At 30.9% G+C, this 20,515-nt stretch carries 16 protein-coding genes; 14 read left to right on the forward strand and 2 right to left on the reverse strand.

Annotated elements, in window-relative coordinates; translation table 11 throughout:
• Positions 1-675, forward strand: a complete 675-nt coding sequence (locus JH146_RS01825) for an ABC transporter ATP-binding protein (protein WP_048201403.1) — start codon at positions 1-3, stop codon at positions 673-675.
• A gap of 34 nt (positions 676-709) precedes the next feature.
• Here the strand turns inward: JH146_RS01825 and taw3 are convergent, their stop codons facing one another.
• Entirely contained in the window at positions 710-1,288 is a 579-nt protein-coding gene (taw3, locus tag JH146_RS01830; protein ID WP_048201404.1) for a tRNA(Phe) 7-((3-amino-3-carboxypropyl)-4-demethylwyosine(37)-N(4))-methyltransferase Taw3, read from the reverse strand.
• Positions 1,289-1,577: 289 nt separating this feature from the next.
• Between taw3 and rgy the strand changes: the two genes are divergently transcribed.
• Complete coding sequence (gene rgy, locus JH146_RS01835; protein WP_048201405.1) at positions 1,578-4,937, forward strand: reverse gyrase; 3,360 nt, start codon at positions 1,578-1,580, stop codon at positions 4,935-4,937.
• Positions 4,938-4,939: 2 nt separating this feature from the next.
• On the opposite strand, the gene JH146_RS01840 is transcribed toward rgy, so the two are convergent.
• On the reverse strand, positions 4,940-6,103 hold the full coding sequence (locus JH146_RS01840) for a geranylgeranyl reductase family protein (RefSeq protein WP_048201406.1): 1,164 nt from the start codon (positions 6,101-6,103) through the stop codon (positions 4,940-4,942).
• Between the two features lie 93 nt (positions 6,104-6,196).
• Between JH146_RS01840 and JH146_RS01845 the strand changes: the two genes are divergently transcribed.
• From JH146_RS01845 to JH146_RS01905, 12 genes are all read left to right on the forward strand, one after another.
• Positions 6,197-7,465, forward strand: coding sequence for a cation:proton antiporter (locus JH146_RS01845; RefSeq protein ID WP_048201407.1), 1,269 nt, complete (start codon positions 6,197-6,199; stop codon positions 7,463-7,465).
• A 69-nt stretch (positions 7,466-7,534) separates the two neighbouring features.
• Positions 7,535-8,167, forward strand: coding sequence for a cobalt-precorrin-7 (C(5))-methyltransferase (locus JH146_RS01850; protein ID WP_048201408.1), 633 nt, complete (start codon positions 7,535-7,537; stop codon positions 8,165-8,167).
• Positions 8,160-8,534, forward strand: coding sequence for a fluoride efflux transporter CrcB (crcB, locus tag JH146_RS01855; RefSeq protein WP_048201409.1), 375 nt, complete (start codon positions 8,160-8,162; stop codon positions 8,532-8,534). The genes JH146_RS01850 and crcB overlap by 8 nt, the downstream gene beginning before the upstream one ends.
• Before the next feature lie 9 nt (positions 8,535-8,543).
• The gene (locus tag JH146_RS01860) at positions 8,544-8,870 is read left to right on the forward strand and encodes a DUF190 domain-containing protein (RefSeq protein WP_048201410.1); all 327 of its coding nucleotides are present in this window, start codon (positions 8,544-8,546) and stop codon (positions 8,868-8,870) included.
• The gene (locus JH146_RS01865) at positions 8,863-11,643 is read left to right on the forward strand and encodes an STT3 domain-containing protein (RefSeq protein ID WP_048201411.1); all 2,781 of its coding nucleotides are present in this window, start codon (positions 8,863-8,865) and stop codon (positions 11,641-11,643) included. Before JH146_RS01860 ends, JH146_RS01865 begins: the two co-directional genes overlap by 8 nt.
• A 60-nt stretch (positions 11,644-11,703) precedes the next feature.
• Positions 11,704-12,942 (forward strand): nickel pincer cofactor biosynthesis protein LarC, encoded by a 1,239-nt coding sequence (gene larC, locus JH146_RS08545; protein WP_081874450.1) that lies wholly within the window; start codon positions 11,704-11,706, stop codon positions 12,940-12,942.
• An 11-nt stretch (positions 12,943-12,953) separates the two neighbouring features.
• A complete protein-coding gene (locus tag JH146_RS01880; RefSeq protein ID WP_048201412.1) occupies positions 12,954-13,484 on the forward strand; it encodes a tRNA (cytidine(56)-2'-O)-methyltransferase in 531 nt (176 codons plus the stop codon).
• 52 nt (positions 13,485-13,536) lie between these two features.
• Positions 13,537-14,121 (forward strand): SagB/ThcOx family dehydrogenase, encoded by a 585-nt coding sequence (locus tag JH146_RS01885; RefSeq protein WP_048201413.1) that lies wholly within the window; start codon positions 13,537-13,539, stop codon positions 14,119-14,121.
• A 53-nt stretch (positions 14,122-14,174) separates the two neighbouring features.
• Entirely contained in the window at positions 14,175-14,945 is a 771-nt protein-coding gene (locus JH146_RS01890; protein WP_048201414.1) for a TatD family hydrolase, read from the forward strand.
• A gap of 45 nt (positions 14,946-14,990) precedes the next feature.
• Positions 14,991-18,311, forward strand: a complete 3,321-nt coding sequence (locus JH146_RS01895) for a helicase-related protein (RefSeq protein ID WP_048201415.1) — start codon at positions 14,991-14,993, stop codon at positions 18,309-18,311.
• 92 nt (positions 18,312-18,403) lie between these two features.
• Entirely contained in the window at positions 18,404-19,756 is a 1,353-nt protein-coding gene (locus JH146_RS01900) for an ATP-binding protein (RefSeq protein ID WP_048201416.1), read from the forward strand.
• A 162-nt stretch (positions 19,757-19,918) separates the two neighbouring features.
• Entirely contained in the window at positions 19,919-20,500 is a 582-nt protein-coding gene (locus JH146_RS01905; RefSeq protein ID WP_048201417.1) for a hypothetical protein, read from the forward strand.
• Positions 20,501-20,515: the final 15 nt, after the last annotated feature.

Below are 20,515 nucleotides of genomic sequence, written 5' to 3' on the forward strand. Positions count from 1 at the left end.
TTGATAAGAGCTGAAAATGTATGGAAAATTTATGGTAGAGGAGAGGCAAAAACAATTGCCTTAAAAAATATTAATTTGGAAATTGAAGAAGGAGAGTTTGTTATGATAATGGGCCCTTCTGGATGTGGAAAATCCACTTTATTGAATATTTTGGCTCTTTTAGATATACCAACAAGGGGGGAAGTTTATTATAAAGGGAGAAAAACAAGTTCAATGAGTGAAAATGAAAGAGCTATTTTTAGAAGAAAAATTAGTGGATTTGTCTTTCAGCAATTTCATTTAATAAAAACACTAACTGCATTAGAAAATGTTGAACTACCAATGATTTTGGATGAGAAGGATAAATATTATAGGAGAAAAAGAGCAAAAGAATTATTAGAAATGGTTGGTTTAAAAGATAGATTAAATCACTACCCCCATCAACTAAGTGGAGGACAACAGCAGAGAGTAGCGATAGCAAGAGCATTAGCAAACAATCCTAAGATAATATTTGCTGATGAACCAACAGGAAATTTAGATAGTAAAAGTGGAATAGCAGTTATGAATATTTTAAAAGAATTGAATGAGAAAGGGATAACTATAATTATGGTAACACATGAGCAGGAATTAACAAAATATGCTTCAAAGATTATTAAACTAAGAGATGGGGAGATTGTTGAAATTGTTGAGCAATAGATTAACAATATTTTGTTTTTTATTTTAATTTTACTTATTTTAGCTCATCTAACCTATCTGCCCATCTCATTAAAATCTCTCTCGCTTTTTTAAGTTTAGAATTACTATAATCCAATAAAAACTTTAAATAATCATTATCTACAAATATTTTCCCATCTTCACCTATTGGGGCATCTACTTTATAGGTTGTTAAAATTTCAACAATAACTCTTTTATCTGAAACTGATTTTATAGAAGAAGCTTTTAATCCAGAGTGTATGGCTAATTCAAGCATCTTTTTTGCTGATTCTATGTCTTTGCAAGCAATATGCAATATAGGGGAATTCATAACAAAAACTATATAACCTTCTTTTCTCTCTTTTAATGCATCAAACATCTCATCATAAGTTGCGTAGTGATGCCACTTTCCAAGCCATCTTGAATATAGCTTTGGATTTTTATATTTTGGGATTTCCATTATCCCTACTCTGCCAATACAGCTGGATGTTGTATAATAATTATCAATTTCATTGATTTTGTTTAGTATTGGGATTATCTCCTCATCAACTAAACCTTCTCTTATAGCAAGTTCTAAATTCATTAATGTCCTCTTTTTATCCTCTAAAAATCCCATAGTCTCACTTAGAATTGTTTTCCTAAGAAACTTTAGTAAAGTTTCATCAAAACGATGCATTAAGGGGACTAAAGCCCCCTAATGTCTCTTAGTATAGCAATAGGAAGCTATACGATGTGAATACTAATAAATCCTAATTTACACCTCCACCTTTTGGTGGAGGTGTTAGCTTTGATGAAACTTTCTTAAAGTTTCAAGCAAAAAGTTTTTAAATCCCTTCTATGTCAAATCAACATTAAAAATAATAATTAATAATTATTAGGATTTCTATCAACGTGTGGTGTTATTTATGATACCGATGATATATAAAGAGATGTGCCCCAACTGCAGTGGGGAGATAACAAGTGAGAGATTAGAAATAGGAGTTTGTGAAAAATGTTTAAAAGAAGAAAATGTCTTTGAAAAATTAGAGCTATGTGAAAAACTTAGAGAAGAGAAAACTTTAGATAATTTAAAAAATTACTGCATTATTTGGAATGAATTTAAAGAATTTGAAGAGTTTGTAAAAGATTTAAGATTTGAACTTTTAAGTATACAAAAGATGTGGGCAAAGAGAGTTTTAAAAAATAAAAGTTTTTCAATAGTAGCACCAACAGGAGTTGGAAAGAGTTTCTTTGGCATATTGATGTCTCTGTTTTTATCTAAAAAAGGAAAGAAATGCTATATAATTCTACCTACAACACTCTTAGTTAAACAAACTTATGAAAAAATGTTATCTTTAATAGAGAAAAATAAGTTAGATATTGATGTGGTTGCTTACCATTCAGAATTATCAACAAAAGAAAAGAAAGAGGCAAAAGAGAAGATTGAGAATAACGATTATGATATACTAATAACAACATCCAACTTTTTAGCAAAAAATCCACCAAACAACACATTTGACTTTATATTTGTTGATGATGTCGATGCTCTATTAAAAGCATCAAAAAACATTGATAGAACTTTAAAATTGCTTGGATTTGATGAAGATATTATAAATGAGGCATATAAAATCATCTATCTAATAAAGATTGGAAAAATAGAAGATGCATTAAAAAAGAGAGAGATTTTAAAGGAAAAAATATCTAAAATAAAACATGGATGCTTAATTATCGCCTCTGCAACCGGAAAGAGTTATGGGGATAGAGTTAAGCTTTACAGAGAACTTTTAGACTTTGAAATTGGATTTGGAATGAATAAGCTTAGAGACGTTGTCGATATTTACGATGAAGAGTTTAGCAAACAAAAAGTTTTAGAATACATAAAATTGTTTGGTTCTGGTGGGATTGTATTTGTTTCAATTGATTATGGTATTGAGAAAGCACAAGAAATTGAGAAATTCTTATTAGAGAATAATATCAAAGCAAAATTAATCCATTCAAAAGATAAAAAAGGATTTGATGATTTTAGAGAAGGAGAGATAGATGTTTTGATTGGTGTTGCCTCATACTATGGTGTTTTAGTTAGAGGTTTAGATATGCCTGAAAGAGTTAGATATGCAATATTTTATGGAATTCCAAAGTTTAAAATTAAATTGAAGGAATACATAAACAACTTAAAAGAGAAAGGGGAATTAAAAGAAGATATTGACATTGAAGGAAAAACAGAAGAGGAAATTAAAAAAATAGTTGCCGAAAAATTAAAAATAAAGAATTTTTCATTGAGGAAAGAAGATGATGAATATTTATTATTAATTCCTGATGTAAAAACTTACATCCAAGCATCTGGAAGAACATCAAGAATGACAGAGTTTGGTTTAACCAAAGGAGCAAGTATCGTGTTGGTAGATGAGAAAGAGATTTTTGAATATCTCAAAAAATACATATTGTTTATGTATGAGAGTGAATTCAAGAAGATTGATGAAATAAACTTAGAAGAGCTAATCAAAAAGATTGATGAAGACAGAGAGAAGATAAAATTAGGAAGAGCTAAAGGAAAAGTTCCTGATTTATTAAAATCAGTTTTAATGGTTGTAGAAAGTCCTAACAAAGCAAGAACCATTGCAAATTTCTTTGGAAAACCGTCAGTTAGGAAAATAAACAATAGAAATGTTTATGAAGTTTGTATTGGTGATTTAAATTTAATTATAACTGCAAGTGGGGGACATGTGTTTGATTTAGTTACAAGAGAGGGCTTTTATGGAGTTAAGATAGAGGATAACTTATACATCCCAATATATGCATCAATTAAAAAAGTGAATGGAGAGCAATTTACAGACCAAAAGAATTTAGAAGAATTAATAAAGCAATTAATTGAGAGAGGAGAGAAAGTAAATGCAATGGATGCAAAGGAAAATATAGAAATTATTAGAGAGATTGCAGATGAAGTTGATGCCATATTTATAGCAACAGATATTGATACTGAAGGAGAGAAAATTGGTTATGATATAGCCATAAATGCCTTTCCATTCAATAGGAATATTTACAGAGTTGGTTTTAATGAGATTACAAAGAGAGCTATATTAAAGGCAGTAGAATCATTTAAAAAAGGAGAAGAGCTTAGCTTGGATGAGAATAAAGTTAAAGGTCAAATAGTTAGGAGAATAGAAGATAGATGGATTGGATTTAGATTAAGTCAAAAATTATGGGATGTATTTAATAAAAAATACCTTTCAGCTGGTAGAGTTCAAACACCAGTATTGGGATGGATTATAGAGAGATATAATGAGCATAAAATAAAAGTCCCTTATTTATCCTTAAAATTAGAAAACAATATCTACATTGGAAAGGTTTGGGAAAAAGAATTTGATAAAGATGAAGTTGAGGTTGAAATAAAGGTTTATGAAAAAGAAATTTCTCCTCTCCCACCATTTACAACAGATACATTATTGGAGGAAGCTACAAAGAGATTTGGCTTAAGTGCTGATGAAGTGATGGCTATAGCCCAAGAATTGTTTGAACTTGGATTATCCACATACCACAGAACCTCTTCTACAAGAGTTTCATTAGATGGGATGAGGGTAGCGAGAGAATATCTAAAGCTAAATAATTTAGAGGACTATTTAAAAAATAGAGAGTATTTTATGGAAGGGGCTCATGAATGTATAAGGCCTACAAAACCAATGGACACTGAAGAGCTTATAGAGTTTTTAAAAGAGAACAATATAAAATTAACCAAAAATCACATAAAAGTTTATGATTTGATATTTAGAAGATTTATTGCTTCTCAAATGAAAGAAGCAGTTGTAGAGTATGAGGAAATTTACATAAAAGATTTAGATGAGAAGATTGAAGGCTATGTAGATATAAAGTTTGATGGATGGAGTAGAATTTATAACTTAAAGTTAAAAAAGCTTCCAAAGATTGAGAAAAGCTCTTTAAAAATATTAGAGAAAAAAGTTAGAAAAATCCCAAAAGTTCCATTGTATGATGAAGGAGAGGTTGTTAAGTTAATGAAAGAGAGAGGTATTGGAAGGCCTTCAACCTATGCTCAAATAATTAAAAAGTTGTTAGATAGAGGATATGTGGTTAAGAGTAAAGATAAAAATAAGCTAATTCCAACAAAATTGGGAATTGAAGTTTATAATTATTTGATAAATAATTATCCTCACCTAATATCTGAAGAGAGAACAAGAGAATTGGAAGAAATTATGGACAAAATTGAAAATGGAGAAGCTGATTATTTAGAAGTGCTAAAAGCTTTACATGAGGAAATTTTGAGTATAAAATAATTTTATAACAAATCTCTCAAAATTCTAAATCCTATCCCAAAATCTAATGATTTTAAAATTTTCATTGCCAAAGATGCCTGCTTATCCATATCTCCATGGTTATTAATATATTCAATCAAATCACTCTTTGCCAATTTTCCAATAATTTCATCTAAAGTATCATTTCCTAACTTTAAAAAGATTTTTCTAATTCTAATACCATTTTTTATTTCATTTCCAAATTTTTCTTTCCATTTTTTATCATAAATCTCTAATCTACTTATTTCACCATTTAAATATTTACTAATAACTTCTCCTGCTATTTTCCCGCCCATTGCTCCAAAATACAGTCCTCCCCCACTTAGAGGCTTTACATGACAAGCGGCATCTCCAGCCAATAAAACATTATCTTTAACAGTCCTCTCTAAATATCCAATTGGCAAAGAGCCAGAGGAAAATTCAATTATTGTTGCATTTCTCAATATTTCCTTTGCTATTTCATTTTCATTTATAAATTTCATGAGTTTATTGTAACAGTTGCCTTTATCTATTAAACCTACTCTAACTCTATCCTTTCCCATTGGAATAATCCAAGTAAAAAACCTCTCTGAATATCTTTTATCTAAGAAAACATAGACAAAATCTTCATCTACGTTAGCATTTACCATCTCAAATTGACAACTTGACAAAATTTCTCTATTTTTATTATTTACTAAGCCCAATTTTTTTCCTGTTATACTTTTAGAACCATCAGCTCCAACAATAACTTTTGGATTTAAATATATTTCTTCTCCCAAGTGAGTTATTTTAACTTTATAATCATTTTTATCTTTTTCAATTTCTCCATAAGCTTTTAACAAAAAATCACATTTTTTTGAAACTCTTATAGCAATATCTTTATCCATAACTTTTCTCTCAAAAACATAAGCTCTAATTTCTTCATTTCCAATTTTCACCGAATTATTTTTTGAGTATATATAAGCACCTCTAATCCTATTAACAACTCCTTTTGGGTTGCCAAGCTCTTTAACTCCATTTTTGCTAATTAAGCCAGCACACTGCAGAGGAACACCAATACTTTGATGCTCTTCAACAATCAAAACTTTACCGTTTTTTATGTTCTCTCCTGTTATACAACCAATCGGCCCCCCACCAATAATCACAACATCATAATCATTGCTATTCACATTTACCACCAAATAGAAAGATTTATATGTTCTTTATAATGTAAAGTTAGTGCTTGTATACTTGGATATCCAAAACTAGGGATTGGTGAGATTGTGGATATTGTATTATTTCTTGGATATCTATCAATTCTTTTTGCTGGAGGAGCTATAATAGCAAAAATTGCTAAAAAGATAGGTATTCCTGATATACCTCTATTACTGATATTTGGACTTGTATTATCTGCTCTAAATATTATTCCAAAAAATATTGTTACAAGCTCTTTTGATTTTATTGGAAACTTTGGGTTAATAATTTTATTGTTCATAGGTTCTTTTGAAATGGAATGGAACATTATGAAGAGAGTATTGGATGTTATTTTAAAACTTGATATACTGGCGTTATTAATTGTTTGGATTATATCAGGAATCGTATTTAACTTTGTCTTTCATCTCCCAATTTTGTCATTAATTGGTTTATTATTTGGAGCTATTGTCTCTGCCACAGACCCAGCTACTCTAATCCCAATATTTTCTAAAATGGATATAAATCCTGAAGTAGCAATAACATTGGAAGCAGAGAGCGTCTTTAACGACCCATTGGGGATTGTTGTAACGTTAATATGTTTATCAGCTCTTGGTTTAGCTAAAGCTGAAAATCCAATTCTTGAATTTATCTCATTAGCTGTTGGAGGAATTATATTAGGTCTTATTGCAGGTAAGTTTTATGAATCTATTATATCAAAAATTAAGTTTGAAGATTATATAGCTCCATTTACATTAGGATTGGCTATTGCATTTTGGTATTTTGCTGAGGGAATTTTCCCATCAATAACAGGATATGAGATTAGTGGGTTTATGGCTGTAGCAATAATGGGTCTTTATATTGGAAACATTATAGTGCATAAAAAAGAACATAAAGAGGATATGGAAAAGGTTGCCATGTTTTTGGATGAGTTGTCAATATTTATTAGGATACTAATCTTTGTATTATTGGGAGCAAGTATCTCTATACCTCTATTAGAAAAATACGCTGCTCCAGCGTTTATATGTGCATTAGGTTCTATACTTTTAGCAAGACCTGTTGGTGTTTTAATAGCCACAGCCATCCCACCAATTAGACCTCTTGCTGAAAGAATTTACATTGCTTTAGAAGGGCCGAGAGGTGTAGTTCCAGCAACGTTATCGGCAATGGTTTATACTGAAATTATGAAACATCCAGATATTGTCCCAAAAAGTGTAGCAAGTTTAATGCCACCAACAGAATTAGCTGGGACTATATTAGTGGCAACCTTTATGACAATAATAATTAGTGTTGTTTTAGAAGCTTCATGGGCAAAACCATTAGCAAATATATTATTGAAAAATAAAACCTCAACTTCTTAATATTAAAATTCTTTAAAAATTCTAATTTTTTACCACTCTCTTAAAATTTTCATTATAATGTGTGAAACCATGATTTATATAGTTGGAATTGGCCCAGGAGATAAAGATTATCTAACCTTAAAAGCAATAAAAATAGTTGAAAATGCTGATTTAGTTGTTGGTAGTAAGAGAGCTTTGGAATTATTCAATATAGACAAAGATAAAAAAATAATTCTAACAAAAAATTTAATTGATGAATTAAAGGAATTAATAAAAAACAAAGATATAAAAAATAAAAAGATTGTCATATTATCCACAGGAGATCCATGTTTTAGTGGGCTATTAAAAACTCTATTAAAGATTGGTGCTAAAAAAGAAGATATTGAAGTTATCTCTGGAATTTCATCTATACAAATAGCAGCAGCAAAATTAAAAATCTCTTGGGAAGATTATAATATAATAACTCTTCATGGAAAATCTGAAAATAAAGAAAAGCTTTTAAATTTAATAAAAAATCATGAGAAAGTCATCTTCTTACCAAACAATTTAAAGGAAGATGCAAAATTTTTAATAGACAATGGTATAAACCCTAACACAAAAATCTGGGTGTTGGAAAATCTAACATACTCAAATGAGAAAATTAGCTTAAAATCTTTAAAGGAGATAATTAAAGAGGACTTTTCCTACCTAACAGTTTGTATTTATAGGGGAGAAGATGATTAGAGAGCTATTGTTAATAGGAGTTGGAGGATTTTTTGGAGCTATTTTTAGATATTTAATTAGTGGAATCATCCCAGTAAAATTTGGCATACCAACTGGAACGTTAGCAGTTAATTTAATAGGTAGTTTTATCTTAGGATTCTTAATGTATAGCTCTCTACTTACATCAATGCCAAGTGAATATAAATTGTTTATTGGAACTGGTTTTTGTGGGGCTCTAACAACATTCTCAACATTTTCTTATGAAACCTTTGCCTTAGTTGATGAAGGACTGTTATTTAAAGCTCTACTAAATATATTAATCAATGTAGCTGGCTGTTTAATTATGGTTTATTTTGGTAGAACTGTAGTTTTAGTTATCTTTAAATAGGTGGAATCCATGATAAAAGTAAAAATTTTAAAAATTTATTTAAGGGAAGGGGATAAATTTGAAGGAGAACTGATGTATAAACATATAGTTAAAATACTAAAAAGGGAGGGGATTAGTGGGGCTACCGTTTATAAAGGGATATGCGGTTATGGAGTTAGAGGTATAGCTGAGGTGGATATATTTAGATTATCTATAAACCTTCCAGTGATTATTGAATGCATTGATATTGAAGAAAATATAAATAAGGTATTGCCTAAGTTATATGAAATTATCAAAGATAATGGGTTGATAGTAATAACTGACGGTTACGTGTATAAAGGTGAAACTCATGAGTAATGTATTAGAAAAAATAAATAATTTCTTTAAAGAAAAGAGTTGGATAAAGGTCTTTTTAATTGTATTAATGTTGATGTTTATAAGTTTCCAGCTGAGAGCTCAGACAGCAGATATGAAATTCGCTCAAGATAACGAATTTTTAAAAAATATGTTTTCAGATGAACATGGAAGAATGTATCTTTTAGCATTAGACCCTTACTACTATTTAAGGTTGAGTGAGAATCTTTACAACAATGGACATTGTGGAGATACAACAAAAATCATTAATGGAAAAGAAGTGCCTTATGATTTATACCAATATGCACCTCCAGGACATCCAATGTCTTGGGAACCACCAGTTATCTGCTTAGCAACATTGGCAATCTATTACATATGGCATTCTATTGATGCAACCGTAACCATTATGAACGCTGCCTTCTGGGTTCCAGCAGTTTTAGGGATGTTATTGGGAATACCAATTTATTTCATAGTTAGGAGAGTTACAAATAGCAATATTGGAGGAATTGTTGGGGCTATAGCTCTAATCTCAGCTCCTTCTTTATTATACAAAACATCTGCAGGTTTTGCAGACACACCAATATTTGAAGTTCTTCCAATACTCTTTATAATATGGTTTATTCTTGAAGCAATACACAGCCAAGAAAAAACAGCATTATTCAAAAAAGATTTAAAAAATCCTGTCGCATTATTTGTAATTATTGCATTAATAATTGAGCTAATAATTGGAGCCTACTTAAATATCACCTCAGGAGAAAGTGTAGTTATTGCCTCAATATTATTCTATACAATATCTTTAGCGTTTATTTTAGCAGGTTTAGTAATAGCAGGAATTAAGAGATTGAAAGGTAATGATGTAGAGTTTGAATTATTTGCTCTATTGGCTGTGATATTAACAGCTGTAGCCCCAAAAATGTGGGGAGCTTGGTGGTATGGATTTGATGTAATAACAGCTTTCTTGGTAATTTATATCATTGCATTAGCATTACTAAAATCACAAGTAAAAATAAAAGAGTTTGTTGACATTGGAAACTTCAAGAATGTTGTTTGTCTATCAATATTCTACATACTTGGGTCACTTATATTATTAACAGCAATATATGGAGTAGGAACAGCAATCTCACCAATTACCTCACCTTTAGGTTATAAACAAATACTTTCAACATATTCACAAGCTACTGGTTGGCCTAACGTATATACAACAGTTGCAGAGCTTGCAAAACCAAGCTCATGGGGAGAAATATTTACAAATGCCATTGGTTCAAAAACAGTTGCAATAGCTGGAATTTTTGGGATAATATTATCATTCATATCTTTAAGGTATGGAAAATTTAAGTTTGATGTAAAATATGCTCTACTATTGGCTATCTGGCTAAGTGTAACTTTATATGCCGCAACAAAAGGGATTAGATTCGCATCTTTAGCAACCCCTCCATTGGCTATTGGTTTAGGAATGCTTATTGGGCAAATAGATAGAGCCCTGAAGATGAAAAATGATATTGCCGTATTTGGATTAGGAATTCCTGCAGGGTTATTTGGTTTATTAATAGTCTCAAAATATACTGGAAAAATTTCTCAAATATTACTGCCAACAACCTATGTTCCTATAATTGCCTATGGATTTTTAATTGTCTTGGCTTTATTGATCATTTACAAAATTTCAGATATCGTTACAGCAATAAACAATAAAAAAGAGACAATAATAAAGCTCTCTGCAGTATTACTTTGTATTGGAGTGGTAATTCCACAATTATCTGCAGTAATTCCATTCACAACTGCACCGACATTCAATAATGGATGGAAAGAGGGCTTAGATTGGATAAAAGCAAATACCCCAAAAAATGCAGTTATAACCTGCTGGTGGGATAACGGGCACATCTATACATATGAAGCAAGAAGAATGGTAACATTTGATGGAGGTAGTCAAAACTCCCCAAGAGCTTACTGGGTGGGAAGGGCTTTTGCTACTTCAAACGAAAACTTGTCTATTGGAATAATTAGGATGTTAGCAACAAGTGGAGATGAAGCATTTAAAAAAGGTAGTGTTTTAATGAACTTCACTCACAACAACGTCTCAAAAACTGTTGAGATATTGAATGAAATTCTGCCAGTAAGTAGAAGTAAAGCTTATGAAATATTAACTAAAAAATATGGTTTAAGTGATAAAGAAGCAAAATTAGTTTTAAATGCAACCCATCCAGAGCATCCAAATCCTGATTATTTAATAACCTACAACAGGATGACAGATATAGCTCCAGTTTGGAGTATGTTTGGATTCTGGAACTTCTCTTTACCACCAAATACACCTAATGAAAAGAGAGAGAAAGGAGTGTTCTTTAAAGGAACATCTTATTACTTAGGAAACGGCACAATCTTAGCAAATGTAAATGTTTATGGAAACAATTACATTACATTAATAAATAGTACAAATATCTCAACAGCAGTTGTTCAAAAAGTAAACGGACAAACAAAAATCGTTGGAACATTTAAGATACATAAGTTGTATATTAAAACACCTTTAGGTGTTAGAGAAATTATTTTAAATGAAGATGGGCAGTTATCAGAGTTTATTAGAATAGAATCAGATGGAAGAGGGCATGCATGGATATCAACAAGAAACTTAGAAGATAGTGTCTATGCTAAACTACACTTCTTAGATGGTTATGGATTAAAGCATATAAAATTAGTTAAGGCATCAATAGACCCAACAAACTTTGGCGTTCAGCCAGGATTTAAGATTTATAAAGTAGATTATGGAACTGATTATCTAAACTAAACTTTAAATCTTTATTTTTTAACTCTTTTTTATAATTTAAAAAATAAAAAGGGGATTTTTATGTTTCTATTAGACCCATTTTCTGGAATTAGTGGAGATATGTTTTTATCAGCTATGATTGATTTTGTTGATAAAGAAGAGCTTATAAATACGATTAAAAAAGTTGTTGATGTTGATATTGAAATAAAAAAAGTCAAGAAGTGCCATATAGTAGCGAATAAAGTCAATATAATTCCAAAAAATGTTAATTACAATGCTAACACATATAAAGACATGGTAGATATAATTAAAAACTCTGATATTCAAAAAGATATTAAAATCTCTGCTTTAGAGATTTTAAAAATATTGGCTGAAGCTGAAAGCAAAGTTCATAATGTAAATATTGAGGATGTTCATTTCCATGAAGTTGGGAATTACGATACAATAGCAGATATTGTTGGGGCAGCATATATAATTAATAAGCTAAATTTAAAAGATAGTTGTTTTTATAAACCAATAAATGTTGGAAATGGTTTTGTAAAGACGGAGCATGGATTATTGCCAGTTCCAGCACCAGCAACAGCTGAGATATTGAAAGGGCTTGAAATATTCTTCTCTGATATAGATGAGGAATTAACAACACCAACTGGAGCAGCAATAATAAAATACATAAACCCAAAATTAGTTGAGGGAAGTTTTATTATAAAAGAAATCTCTTATGGAGCTGGAGATAAAGATTTAGAGATTCCGAATCATAAGGGCTATATTTCCAACATATCTCAAAGTTTTGATGAAATGGAAAGCGAAGCTTTCCAGCTACAAATCCGTAGGATTTGTTCAACTTTTTCTAAAAGTTTCATGCCAAATGTTTTGAGAGTGTTTAAGATTGAAAATATAAAGATGGAAGATATAGCTCTATTAGAAACAAATGTTGATGATGTCTCACCAGAGATTTTAGGTTATTTATATGAAGTTTTGGATGGAAAGGTTAGAGATTTACATTTTATCCCAACCTATATGAAAAAGAACAGACCTGCTTACACAATAAGGGCTATTGTTAAAAGAGATAAAGTTAAAGAAGTAGCTAAAATTATAATGAGGGAAACAGGGACTTTGGGGATTAGAATATTTAACATAAACAGGATAACTGCAGATAGGGAATTTAAAACTATAAAGTTGTTTGATGAAGATGTTAGGATAAAATTTGGAATAATTGATAATGAAATTATTTCTGAAAAACCAGAATATGAGGATTTAAAGAAAATAGCTAAGAAATATGGCATTCCTTTGAAGGAGTTGTATAAATTGATTAAAAAATAAGGGGAATTAGCATGGTTGTTGAGGTTTTGAGATTAGGGCATAGAGGAGATAGGGATAAGAGGATATCAACTCATGTAGCATTGACAGCAAGAGCTTTAGGGGCTGAGAAAATAATTTTTACAGTTGAAGATGAGCATGTTGAAAGTAGCGTTAAAAAAGTTGTTGAAAATTGGGGAGGAAACTTTAAATTTGTTGTTGAAAAGCATTGGAAAAGATACATTAGAGAATTTAAAAAAAGAGGGATTGTGGTTCATTTAACAATGTATGGTGCCAATATAAATGAAATAATGCCAGAAATTAGAGAATTGAGTAAAGAAAAGGATATATTGGTTGTTGTTGGAGCTGAAAAAGTACCAAAGGAGGTTTATGAATTAGCAGATTACAACATTTCTGTTGGTAATCAGCCACATTCTGAAGTTGCAGCCTTAGCAATCTTTTTAGATAGATTGTTTGAAGGTAAAACTCTCTATAGAGATTTTGAAAATGCGAAGATAAAAATAGTTCCATCAAATCATGGAAAAGTTGTTATAAGAGAAAAGTAGAATATATTAATATTGATCAAAATTAATTACAAAAATTTTATGGAGTGATAGTATGGAAATTTTACTTCCAGAGGTAGAGGAGATAAAGTTAGAAGATGTTTTATTAAAGAGAAGGTCAGTTAGAGAATATAGCTCATCTCCACTAACTTTAAGAGAGTTATCTCATATTTTATTTGCCGCTTATGGAGTGACTGACAAAATGGGCTTTAAAACAGTCCCTTCTGCAGGAGCAACATATCCATTAGAGATTTATATAAATGTGAGGGATGTTATTGGAGTTGAGGAGGGAGTTTATAAATATATCCCTGAGAGGCATTCAATAGTTAGAGTTTTAGATGAAGAGGTTGGGCATGAATTGGCTTTAGCATCATTAAAGCAGATGTTTATTGCTATAGCTCCAATAGTTTTAATCATAACTGCTAATTATGAAAGAACAACAAGGGTTTATGGAGATAGGGGCTTTAGATATGTACACATGGAAGTTGGATGTGTTGCTCAAAACGTATATTTAATGGCAACATCTTTAGGTTTAGGAACTGTAGCTGTTGGAGCATTCTATGATGATGAGATAAGGGAAATTTTAAAGATAGAGGAACATCCTCTATTGTTGATGCCTGTTGGAAGAAAGATAGATTAAAATCAATAAAACTAAAATTTAAATTTTTACTAATAGTCTTATGAGGTGGGGGGATGATAGACACTCACATTCACTCAGATACAAGAGGTTTGGAGGATTTAGAGTTAATGGCAATGTGCTTAGATGCAGTTATAACATTAGCTCACGACCCATTTGAGATGAAGAGCATAAAAGTTTGGGAGGCTCATGTTGAAAAAATACTATTTAATGAATTAGAAAGAGCTAAAAAGGTAGGATTGAATTTATTTGTATGTGTTGGAATGCATCCAAGGGCTATTCCTCCGGAGGTTGATGAAGCATTGGATAAGATAAAGAACTATGTAAAATATGATAATGTTGTTGGTATTGGAGAGATTGGTTTAGAAAAAGCTACAAAAGAAGAAAAAGAGGTATTTATAAAGCAGTTGATGTTGGTTGAGGAATTAAAACTTCCAGCAGTTGTGCATACCCCAAGAAGAAATAAAGAAGAGATAACTAAAATAATATTGGACGAGATTTCAACACTAAATCTAAAAAATAAAGATATAGTTATTGAGCACTGCAATAAAGAGACAACAAAATGGGTTTTAGATGAAGGATTTTATGTAGGATTAACAGTTCAACCAGGTAAATTAACACCATTAGAGGCAGTTGAAATAGTAAAAGAAAATAAGGACTTTGCTAATAAGATTTTGCTGAATAGTGACTGTTCTTCAAATGCATCAGATGTTTTAGCAGTTCCAAGAACTGTTTTAAAGATGAAGATTAATGGCATTAAGAAAGAAATTATTAATAAAGTAGCTCATAAAAATGCTGTAGATTTGTTTAGGTTAAATATAGAATAAATAAATTTTTTCTTTTTTATTTTCAAATTTACGTAGGGGAGGGGTATGGCTGTTGAATTAAAGCAGGGAAGTGTTATAAAATCACCACACTGGCCAGAACCAATAAAAATCTTAGAAGTTGAGGATTTTGGAGATTTAATAAGAATTGTTGGAGTTATGATAAAATCTAAGAAATACATTGATAACATAATTCCAAAAAAGGATTTAGATAAATTTAGAACTTATGATGTTGAGAAACTTAACTTTTCAGAAAATGCTGAAGAAGTGTTTCTTGGGTTGGAAGGATATAGATTTAGGTTAACATACCTCTTTGATCCATTTTTAGCTACAACAGTTTCAAAGATTGACCCGCTACCACATCAAATTGATGCTGTCTATAACTACATTTTAAAGCTTCCACGAATTAGGTTTTTGATAGCTGATGACCCAGGAGCTGGAAAAACAATAATGGCAGGATTAGTTATTAAAGAGTTAAAGCTTAGAGGGCTTGCAAAGAGAATATTGATTGTAGTTCCAGGGCATTTAAAAGATCAGTGGAGGAGGGAGTTAAAAGAAAAATTTTCGGAGAATTTTGTGGTTGTTGATAGAAATCTTATAAATAACAACTATGGGGAGAATGTTTGGGAGAAGTATAATCAAGTAATAACTTCAATGGATTTTGCTAAGCAGGAAGATATACTATCTTCTTTGGGAAGTGCTCATTGGGATTTGGTTATTGTAGATGAAGCTCATAAAATGGCTGCCTACAAATATGGAGATAAAACTAAAAAAACTGATAGATATAGATTGGGAGAAGTACTATCAAAAAATTCTGAACATTTGCTATTTTTAACGGCAACACCTCATAGAGGGGATGCAGAGAACTTTAGATTGTTTTTGGACTTGTTATATCCCGGATTTTTCTCATCTGCAGAGATGATTGAAGAATCAATTAAAAATAAAGATAATCCATTATTTATAAGAAGATTAAAAGAAGATTTGGTAGATTTTGATGGAAAGCCATTATTTTTGCCAAGGCATGTTAAGACGGTAAAGTTTTCATGCTCAGATGATGAGATGAAGTTGTATAATGCACTATCTAAATATGTAATTGAGCAGTATAACAAGGCATTAAAAAGTGACAAAAAGAGAAATATTGCATTTGCTTTGTTAATCTTGCAGAGGAGATTTGCTTCAAGCATTTATGCATTAAGATGCTCATTAGAAAGGAGAAAGAAAAAATTGGAGAAAATTAAGAATTTTGTCAATAATAATGCCAAATTAATGTTTAATGATATTGAGGATATTGATGATTATGAAGAAATAGAGAGATGGGAGATTGAGAAGGATTGGGAAACATTGACGGTCTCTGAAAGTATTGATGAATTAAAAGAAGAGATTAAATGTATAAACAAATTAATTAAAATGGCAGATGAAATTATAACCTCTGAAAGTGAAACAAAGCTTAAAGAGTTAAAAGAGTTATTGGAAAAATATCCAAAAGACCAGAAGATTTTAATTTTTACAGAATCAAGAGACACTTTGGAGTATTTAGTTAAAAAGATAAAATCCTGGGGACATTCTGTGACATTTATACATGGAGGGATGAAGCTTGAAGATAGAATAAGGGCAGAACAAGAATTTAGGAATGTAGTTCAGATTATGGTTGCTACTGAAGCCGCCGGGGAGGGAATTAATCTACAGTTTTGTAATATCATGATAAACTATGACATTCCTTGGAATCCAAATAGGTTAGAGCAGAGAATGGGGAGAATTCATAGGTATGGGCAGACAAAAGAGGTTTTTATTTACAACTTAGTTGCAGAAAATACAAGGGAAGGAAAGGTTTTATTAAGATTGCTTAATAAGTTGGAAGAAATTAGAAAGCACTTAGGAGACAAGGTTTTTGATGTTATTGGAGAGATATTTTATGGAAAAAAACTTTATCAGCTTGTTCTTGAAGCTGCTGCAAATGCAAGAGATATTGATGAGATTTTGAAGGAGATTGAGATTGATGTTGATGAGGAATATTTGAGAAGAGTTAGAGAGGCATTAGGGGATAGCTTAGCAATTAGAGAGATTGACTACACAAGAATAAAGGATATTTCTGAAAAATGTAAGGAGTATAGACTTGCTCCAGAATACACTGAGGCATTCTTTATTAAGGCATTTAAAAAGGCAGGAGGGAAGATTGCTAAAGTTAAAGATTATTATAAGATTGATTCAATTCCCTATGAGATTAGGAAGATTGCTGAGGATGAGAGATTCAAAAATATATGGGGAAGTTTGGCAAAGAGATATGCAAAAATTACCTTTGATAAAGAGGTTGCTATGAAAAATTCAGATGTGGAGTTTGTCTCCTTTGGGCATCCGTTGTTTGAGGCAGTGTTGGAGTGGGTTTTAAGAAATTATTTGGATAAATGCAAGGTAGGGGCTGTATTTAAAGATGTTTCTGGAGTTTATGATGGAATTATATGGTTTTTTGAAGGGGAAGTTAAGGATGGAACTGGAGAGATTGCTGGAAAGAGATTGTTTGCCATATACGATGATGGACATGAGTTTAAGAAGATAAATCCTGCTATAATTTGGGATTTAGTGCCTGCTACTGATGTTAAAGGTATTGAGATTGAAAATATAGATGAGAGAAGAGAGAAAGCAAAAAGATTTGCAATTTCATCGTTGATGGAGTATAAAAATGATATCCTTAGAGAGAGGGAGAGGCTGGCAGATATTAAGAGAAGATATGGAATTAAATCATTGGAGAATTTGATATCTGAGCTTGACTCAAAGTTGTTGGAGTATTATGAGAAGAAAGAAAGTGAAGGAAAGAAGATGGATTTACCAATATTGAATGTTGAGAGAAAGAAGAAAGAGTATGAGGAAACTTTGGAAAGATTAAAGGATGAAATTGAGAGGCAGAAAAACTTGACTGTGAGTATGCCAGAGTTTGTTGGAGCTATAAGGGTTATATCAGAGAGAAAGATGGTTAGTGATAAAGAGGTTGAGAGAATTGGGATGGAAGTGGCTATGGCTTATGAAAAGTTGAATGGAAGAAATCCTATTGATGTTTCTTCAAAAAATTTGGGATATGATATCTATTCAGAAGGTAATGGGGAGGTTAGATATATTGAGGTTAAGGCAAGGGCTACAAGTGGAGAGATAGCTTTAACTCCAAATGAATGGTTCATGGCTAAGAGGTTTAGAGATAAATATTGGCTCTATGTTGTTGAAAATGCTGTTATAAATCCAACTCTTTATATTATAAAAAATCCTGCTGAGAATTTAGATGCTATTGAAAAAGTTGAAGTTGTTAGGTTTGTTGTTCCAACCAATGAATGGAAGTTTAAGGGAGTTCCGAAAAAGGTAAAGTTAGATAAGAAAGAGTAAATGCTATTTTCACATCACAACTTTTTTATATTATCTTATCTAAGATTATCTTATACGGTATAATCTTAATTAGTATAATCTTGGTGAGTATAATGTTTGTAAATAGAGAAGAAGAACTATCCTTTTTAGAAAAACTCTATAAATCAGACAAAAAGGAAGTTTTAATCTTATATGGTAGGAGGAGAGTTGGGAAAACAGAGCTTATAAAACAATTTATAAAAAATATTAACTCAGAGGATGTTATTTATTTTTTATCAGATAGGAGTGGATTGAATGCTAATGCAGAGAGGTTTTATGAAAAAGTTGCTAAAAAATTCAATTTACCAAATGTTAAAGTAGAAGATTTCAGAGATGCATTTAATCTTTTAAAAATAATCCCAAACAATAGGATTGTTGTGGTTATTGATGAATTCTCCTATTTATTGGAGGATAAGAATACTCCAGCAGTTTTCCAACACATAATTGATGAAATTTTGGATGATAGGTTTTTTATAATTCTCTGTGGTTCTCTCGTTGGATTGATGGAGGGTTTAATGAGTTACAAAAATCCATTGTATGGGAGGAGAACTGCACAGCTAAAATTATCTCCTTTAAAATTTTTACATGTTAGAGAGTATTTTAAAAATGTAGATATTGAGACGGTTGTTAAAATCTACTCTGTAACTGGGGGCATTCCAATGTATTTTAAACTTTTTAAAGGAGAAGATTTTGAGAAGGAGTTAAATGAGGTTGTTTTCTCAAAAACATCTATTTTGTATGAAGAGCCAGAGTTTATTTTGAGGGAGGAGGTTGGAGATGTTCATAGGTATTATTTAATCCTCGAAGCACTTGCTAAGGGTTATAATAGGGTTAGTGAGATTTCGAGTGTTACTGGCATTGAGGCAAAGGATTTACCAAAGTATTTGAGAGTTTTGATGAGTTTGGATTTGGTTGAGAGGGAAGTTCCAATAACTGAGAGTTTGAAGAGTAAGAAGGGGAGATATAAGATAAAAGACAACTTCTTCAGGTTTTGGTTTAGATTTGTGTATCCAAATAAGAGTGAGATTGAAATTGGAATGTTTAAGATGGATTATTTATTGTTTAATAAGTATGTTGGAGAGATTTTTAAAGATATTGTTAAAGAGTTTTTAATTGAATTGAATAAAAATGATAAGTTGCCATTTAAGTTTTCAAAGATTGGTAGATGGTGGCATAAGGGAGAGGAGATTGATTTAATTGCTTTAAATGAAAATGATAAAAAAGCTTTATTTGTTGAGGTTAAATGGAAGGATTTGAGTGTTAGAGAAGTTTATGGGATTTTTAAGGATTTGGAGAGAAAGGCAGAATTGGTTGGATTGAAGGATTATGATAAATATTATTGTGTGTTTGGTAGGAGGATTAAAGGAGATATTGAGTTGGAAGAGAATTATTTGGTGTTTGATTTGCAATCTATTTTAACATTATAAATTATATAAAACATTTATATTTCCTGGAGATTAAATATTAAACGATTGCTATAAGAACCCTTTCTTTTTGGATTTATATAAATGGTGGTTGGATGCCAGAAAGAAAGAGTAGTTATATACGACAAACAAGAAGTTTTAGATAAACACGTAAATAGTGATACTATGAGTGAATTTGACGAAGCAAAACAGATGGGATTGGAGTATTTGATACTTCTTGTTTTAGGATGCAAAGATAAGGAAATATCAATGCTTCATCTTGAAAAAGAGCTTTTTCTACTCTGGAATTTTCATCCTGGGATAAGAAAGTATATGAAATTTATTAAACATTATAAGGGGCCATTTTCAAGGGAAGTTCAGGAGTGTGTTATTCATCCGTTTTATCTTGAAAATTGTTGGGAGTATATCCCACCAAAGAAATATGACCGTTTAAGTGGTGGTTATATAAAATTAACTGAAAAAGGTAAAGAAGAGTATAAAAAAATTGTAAATGAGATTTTAAAGAGTAGAGATAATGATTTGATTCATTTACTTGCTGGAATAAAAATTGTTAGGAATTTATATGACAAATTGTCGTTAAAGGAGCTGTTATTGTTAATTTACGATACTTATCCAGAATATACTGAAAAGTCCAGTGTTTATTGGGAAATAAAGAAAGAAAAAGATAAATTAGCTAAGAATTTAATAAAAAAGAAAGTAATTGATGAAGATAGATACGAATCACTCGTAAAAAACACAGTTAAATAATTTTAGAGTATGGAT

Source organism: Methanocaldococcus bathoardescens (genome assembly GCF_000739065.1).
Classification (GTDB): Archaea; AGJL01; Methanococci; order Methanococcales; family Methanocaldococcaceae; genus Methanocaldococcus; species Methanocaldococcus bathoardescens.

Bases quoted from the DNA above. Each gene is read 5' to 3' on its own strand.
- taw3 (WP_048201404.1), bottom strand. From the start codon at position 1,288: ATGGGATTTTTAGAGGATAAAAAGAGGACATTAATGAATTTAGAACTT.
- rgy (WP_048201405.1), top strand. From the start codon at position 1,578: ATGATACCGATGATATATAAAGAGATGTGCCCCAACTGCAGTGGGGAG.
- JH146_RS01850 (WP_048201408.1), top strand. From the start codon at position 7,535: ATGATTTATATAGTTGGAATTGGCCCAGGAGATAAAGATTATCTAACC.
- crcB (WP_048201409.1), top strand. From the start codon at position 8,160: ATGATTAGAGAGCTATTGTTAATAGGAGTTGGAGGATTTTTTGGAGCT.
- JH146_RS01860 (WP_048201410.1), top strand. From the start codon at position 8,544: ATGATAAAAGTAAAAATTTTAAAAATTTATTTAAGGGAAGGGGATAAA.
- JH146_RS01865 (WP_048201411.1), top strand. From the start codon at position 8,863: ATGAGTAATGTATTAGAAAAAATAAATAATTTCTTTAAAGAAAAGAGT.
- larC (WP_081874450.1), top strand. From the start codon at position 11,704: ATGTTTCTATTAGACCCATTTTCTGGAATTAGTGGAGATATGTTTTTA.
- JH146_RS01880 (WP_048201412.1), top strand. From the start codon at position 12,954: ATGGTTGTTGAGGTTTTGAGATTAGGGCATAGAGGAGATAGGGATAAG.
- JH146_RS01885 (WP_048201413.1), top strand. From the start codon at position 13,537: ATGGAAATTTTACTTCCAGAGGTAGAGGAGATAAAGTTAGAAGATGTT.
- JH146_RS01890 (WP_048201414.1), top strand. From the start codon at position 14,175: ATGATAGACACTCACATTCACTCAGATACAAGAGGTTTGGAGGATTTA.
- JH146_RS01895 (WP_048201415.1), top strand. From the start codon at position 14,991: ATGGCTGTTGAATTAAAGCAGGGAAGTGTTATAAAATCACCACACTGG.
- JH146_RS01900 (WP_048201416.1), top strand. From the start codon at position 18,404: ATGTTTGTAAATAGAGAAGAAGAACTATCCTTTTTAGAAAAACTCTAT.
- JH146_RS01905 (WP_048201417.1), top strand. From the start codon at position 19,919: ATGAGTGAATTTGACGAAGCAAAACAGATGGGATTGGAGTATTTGATA.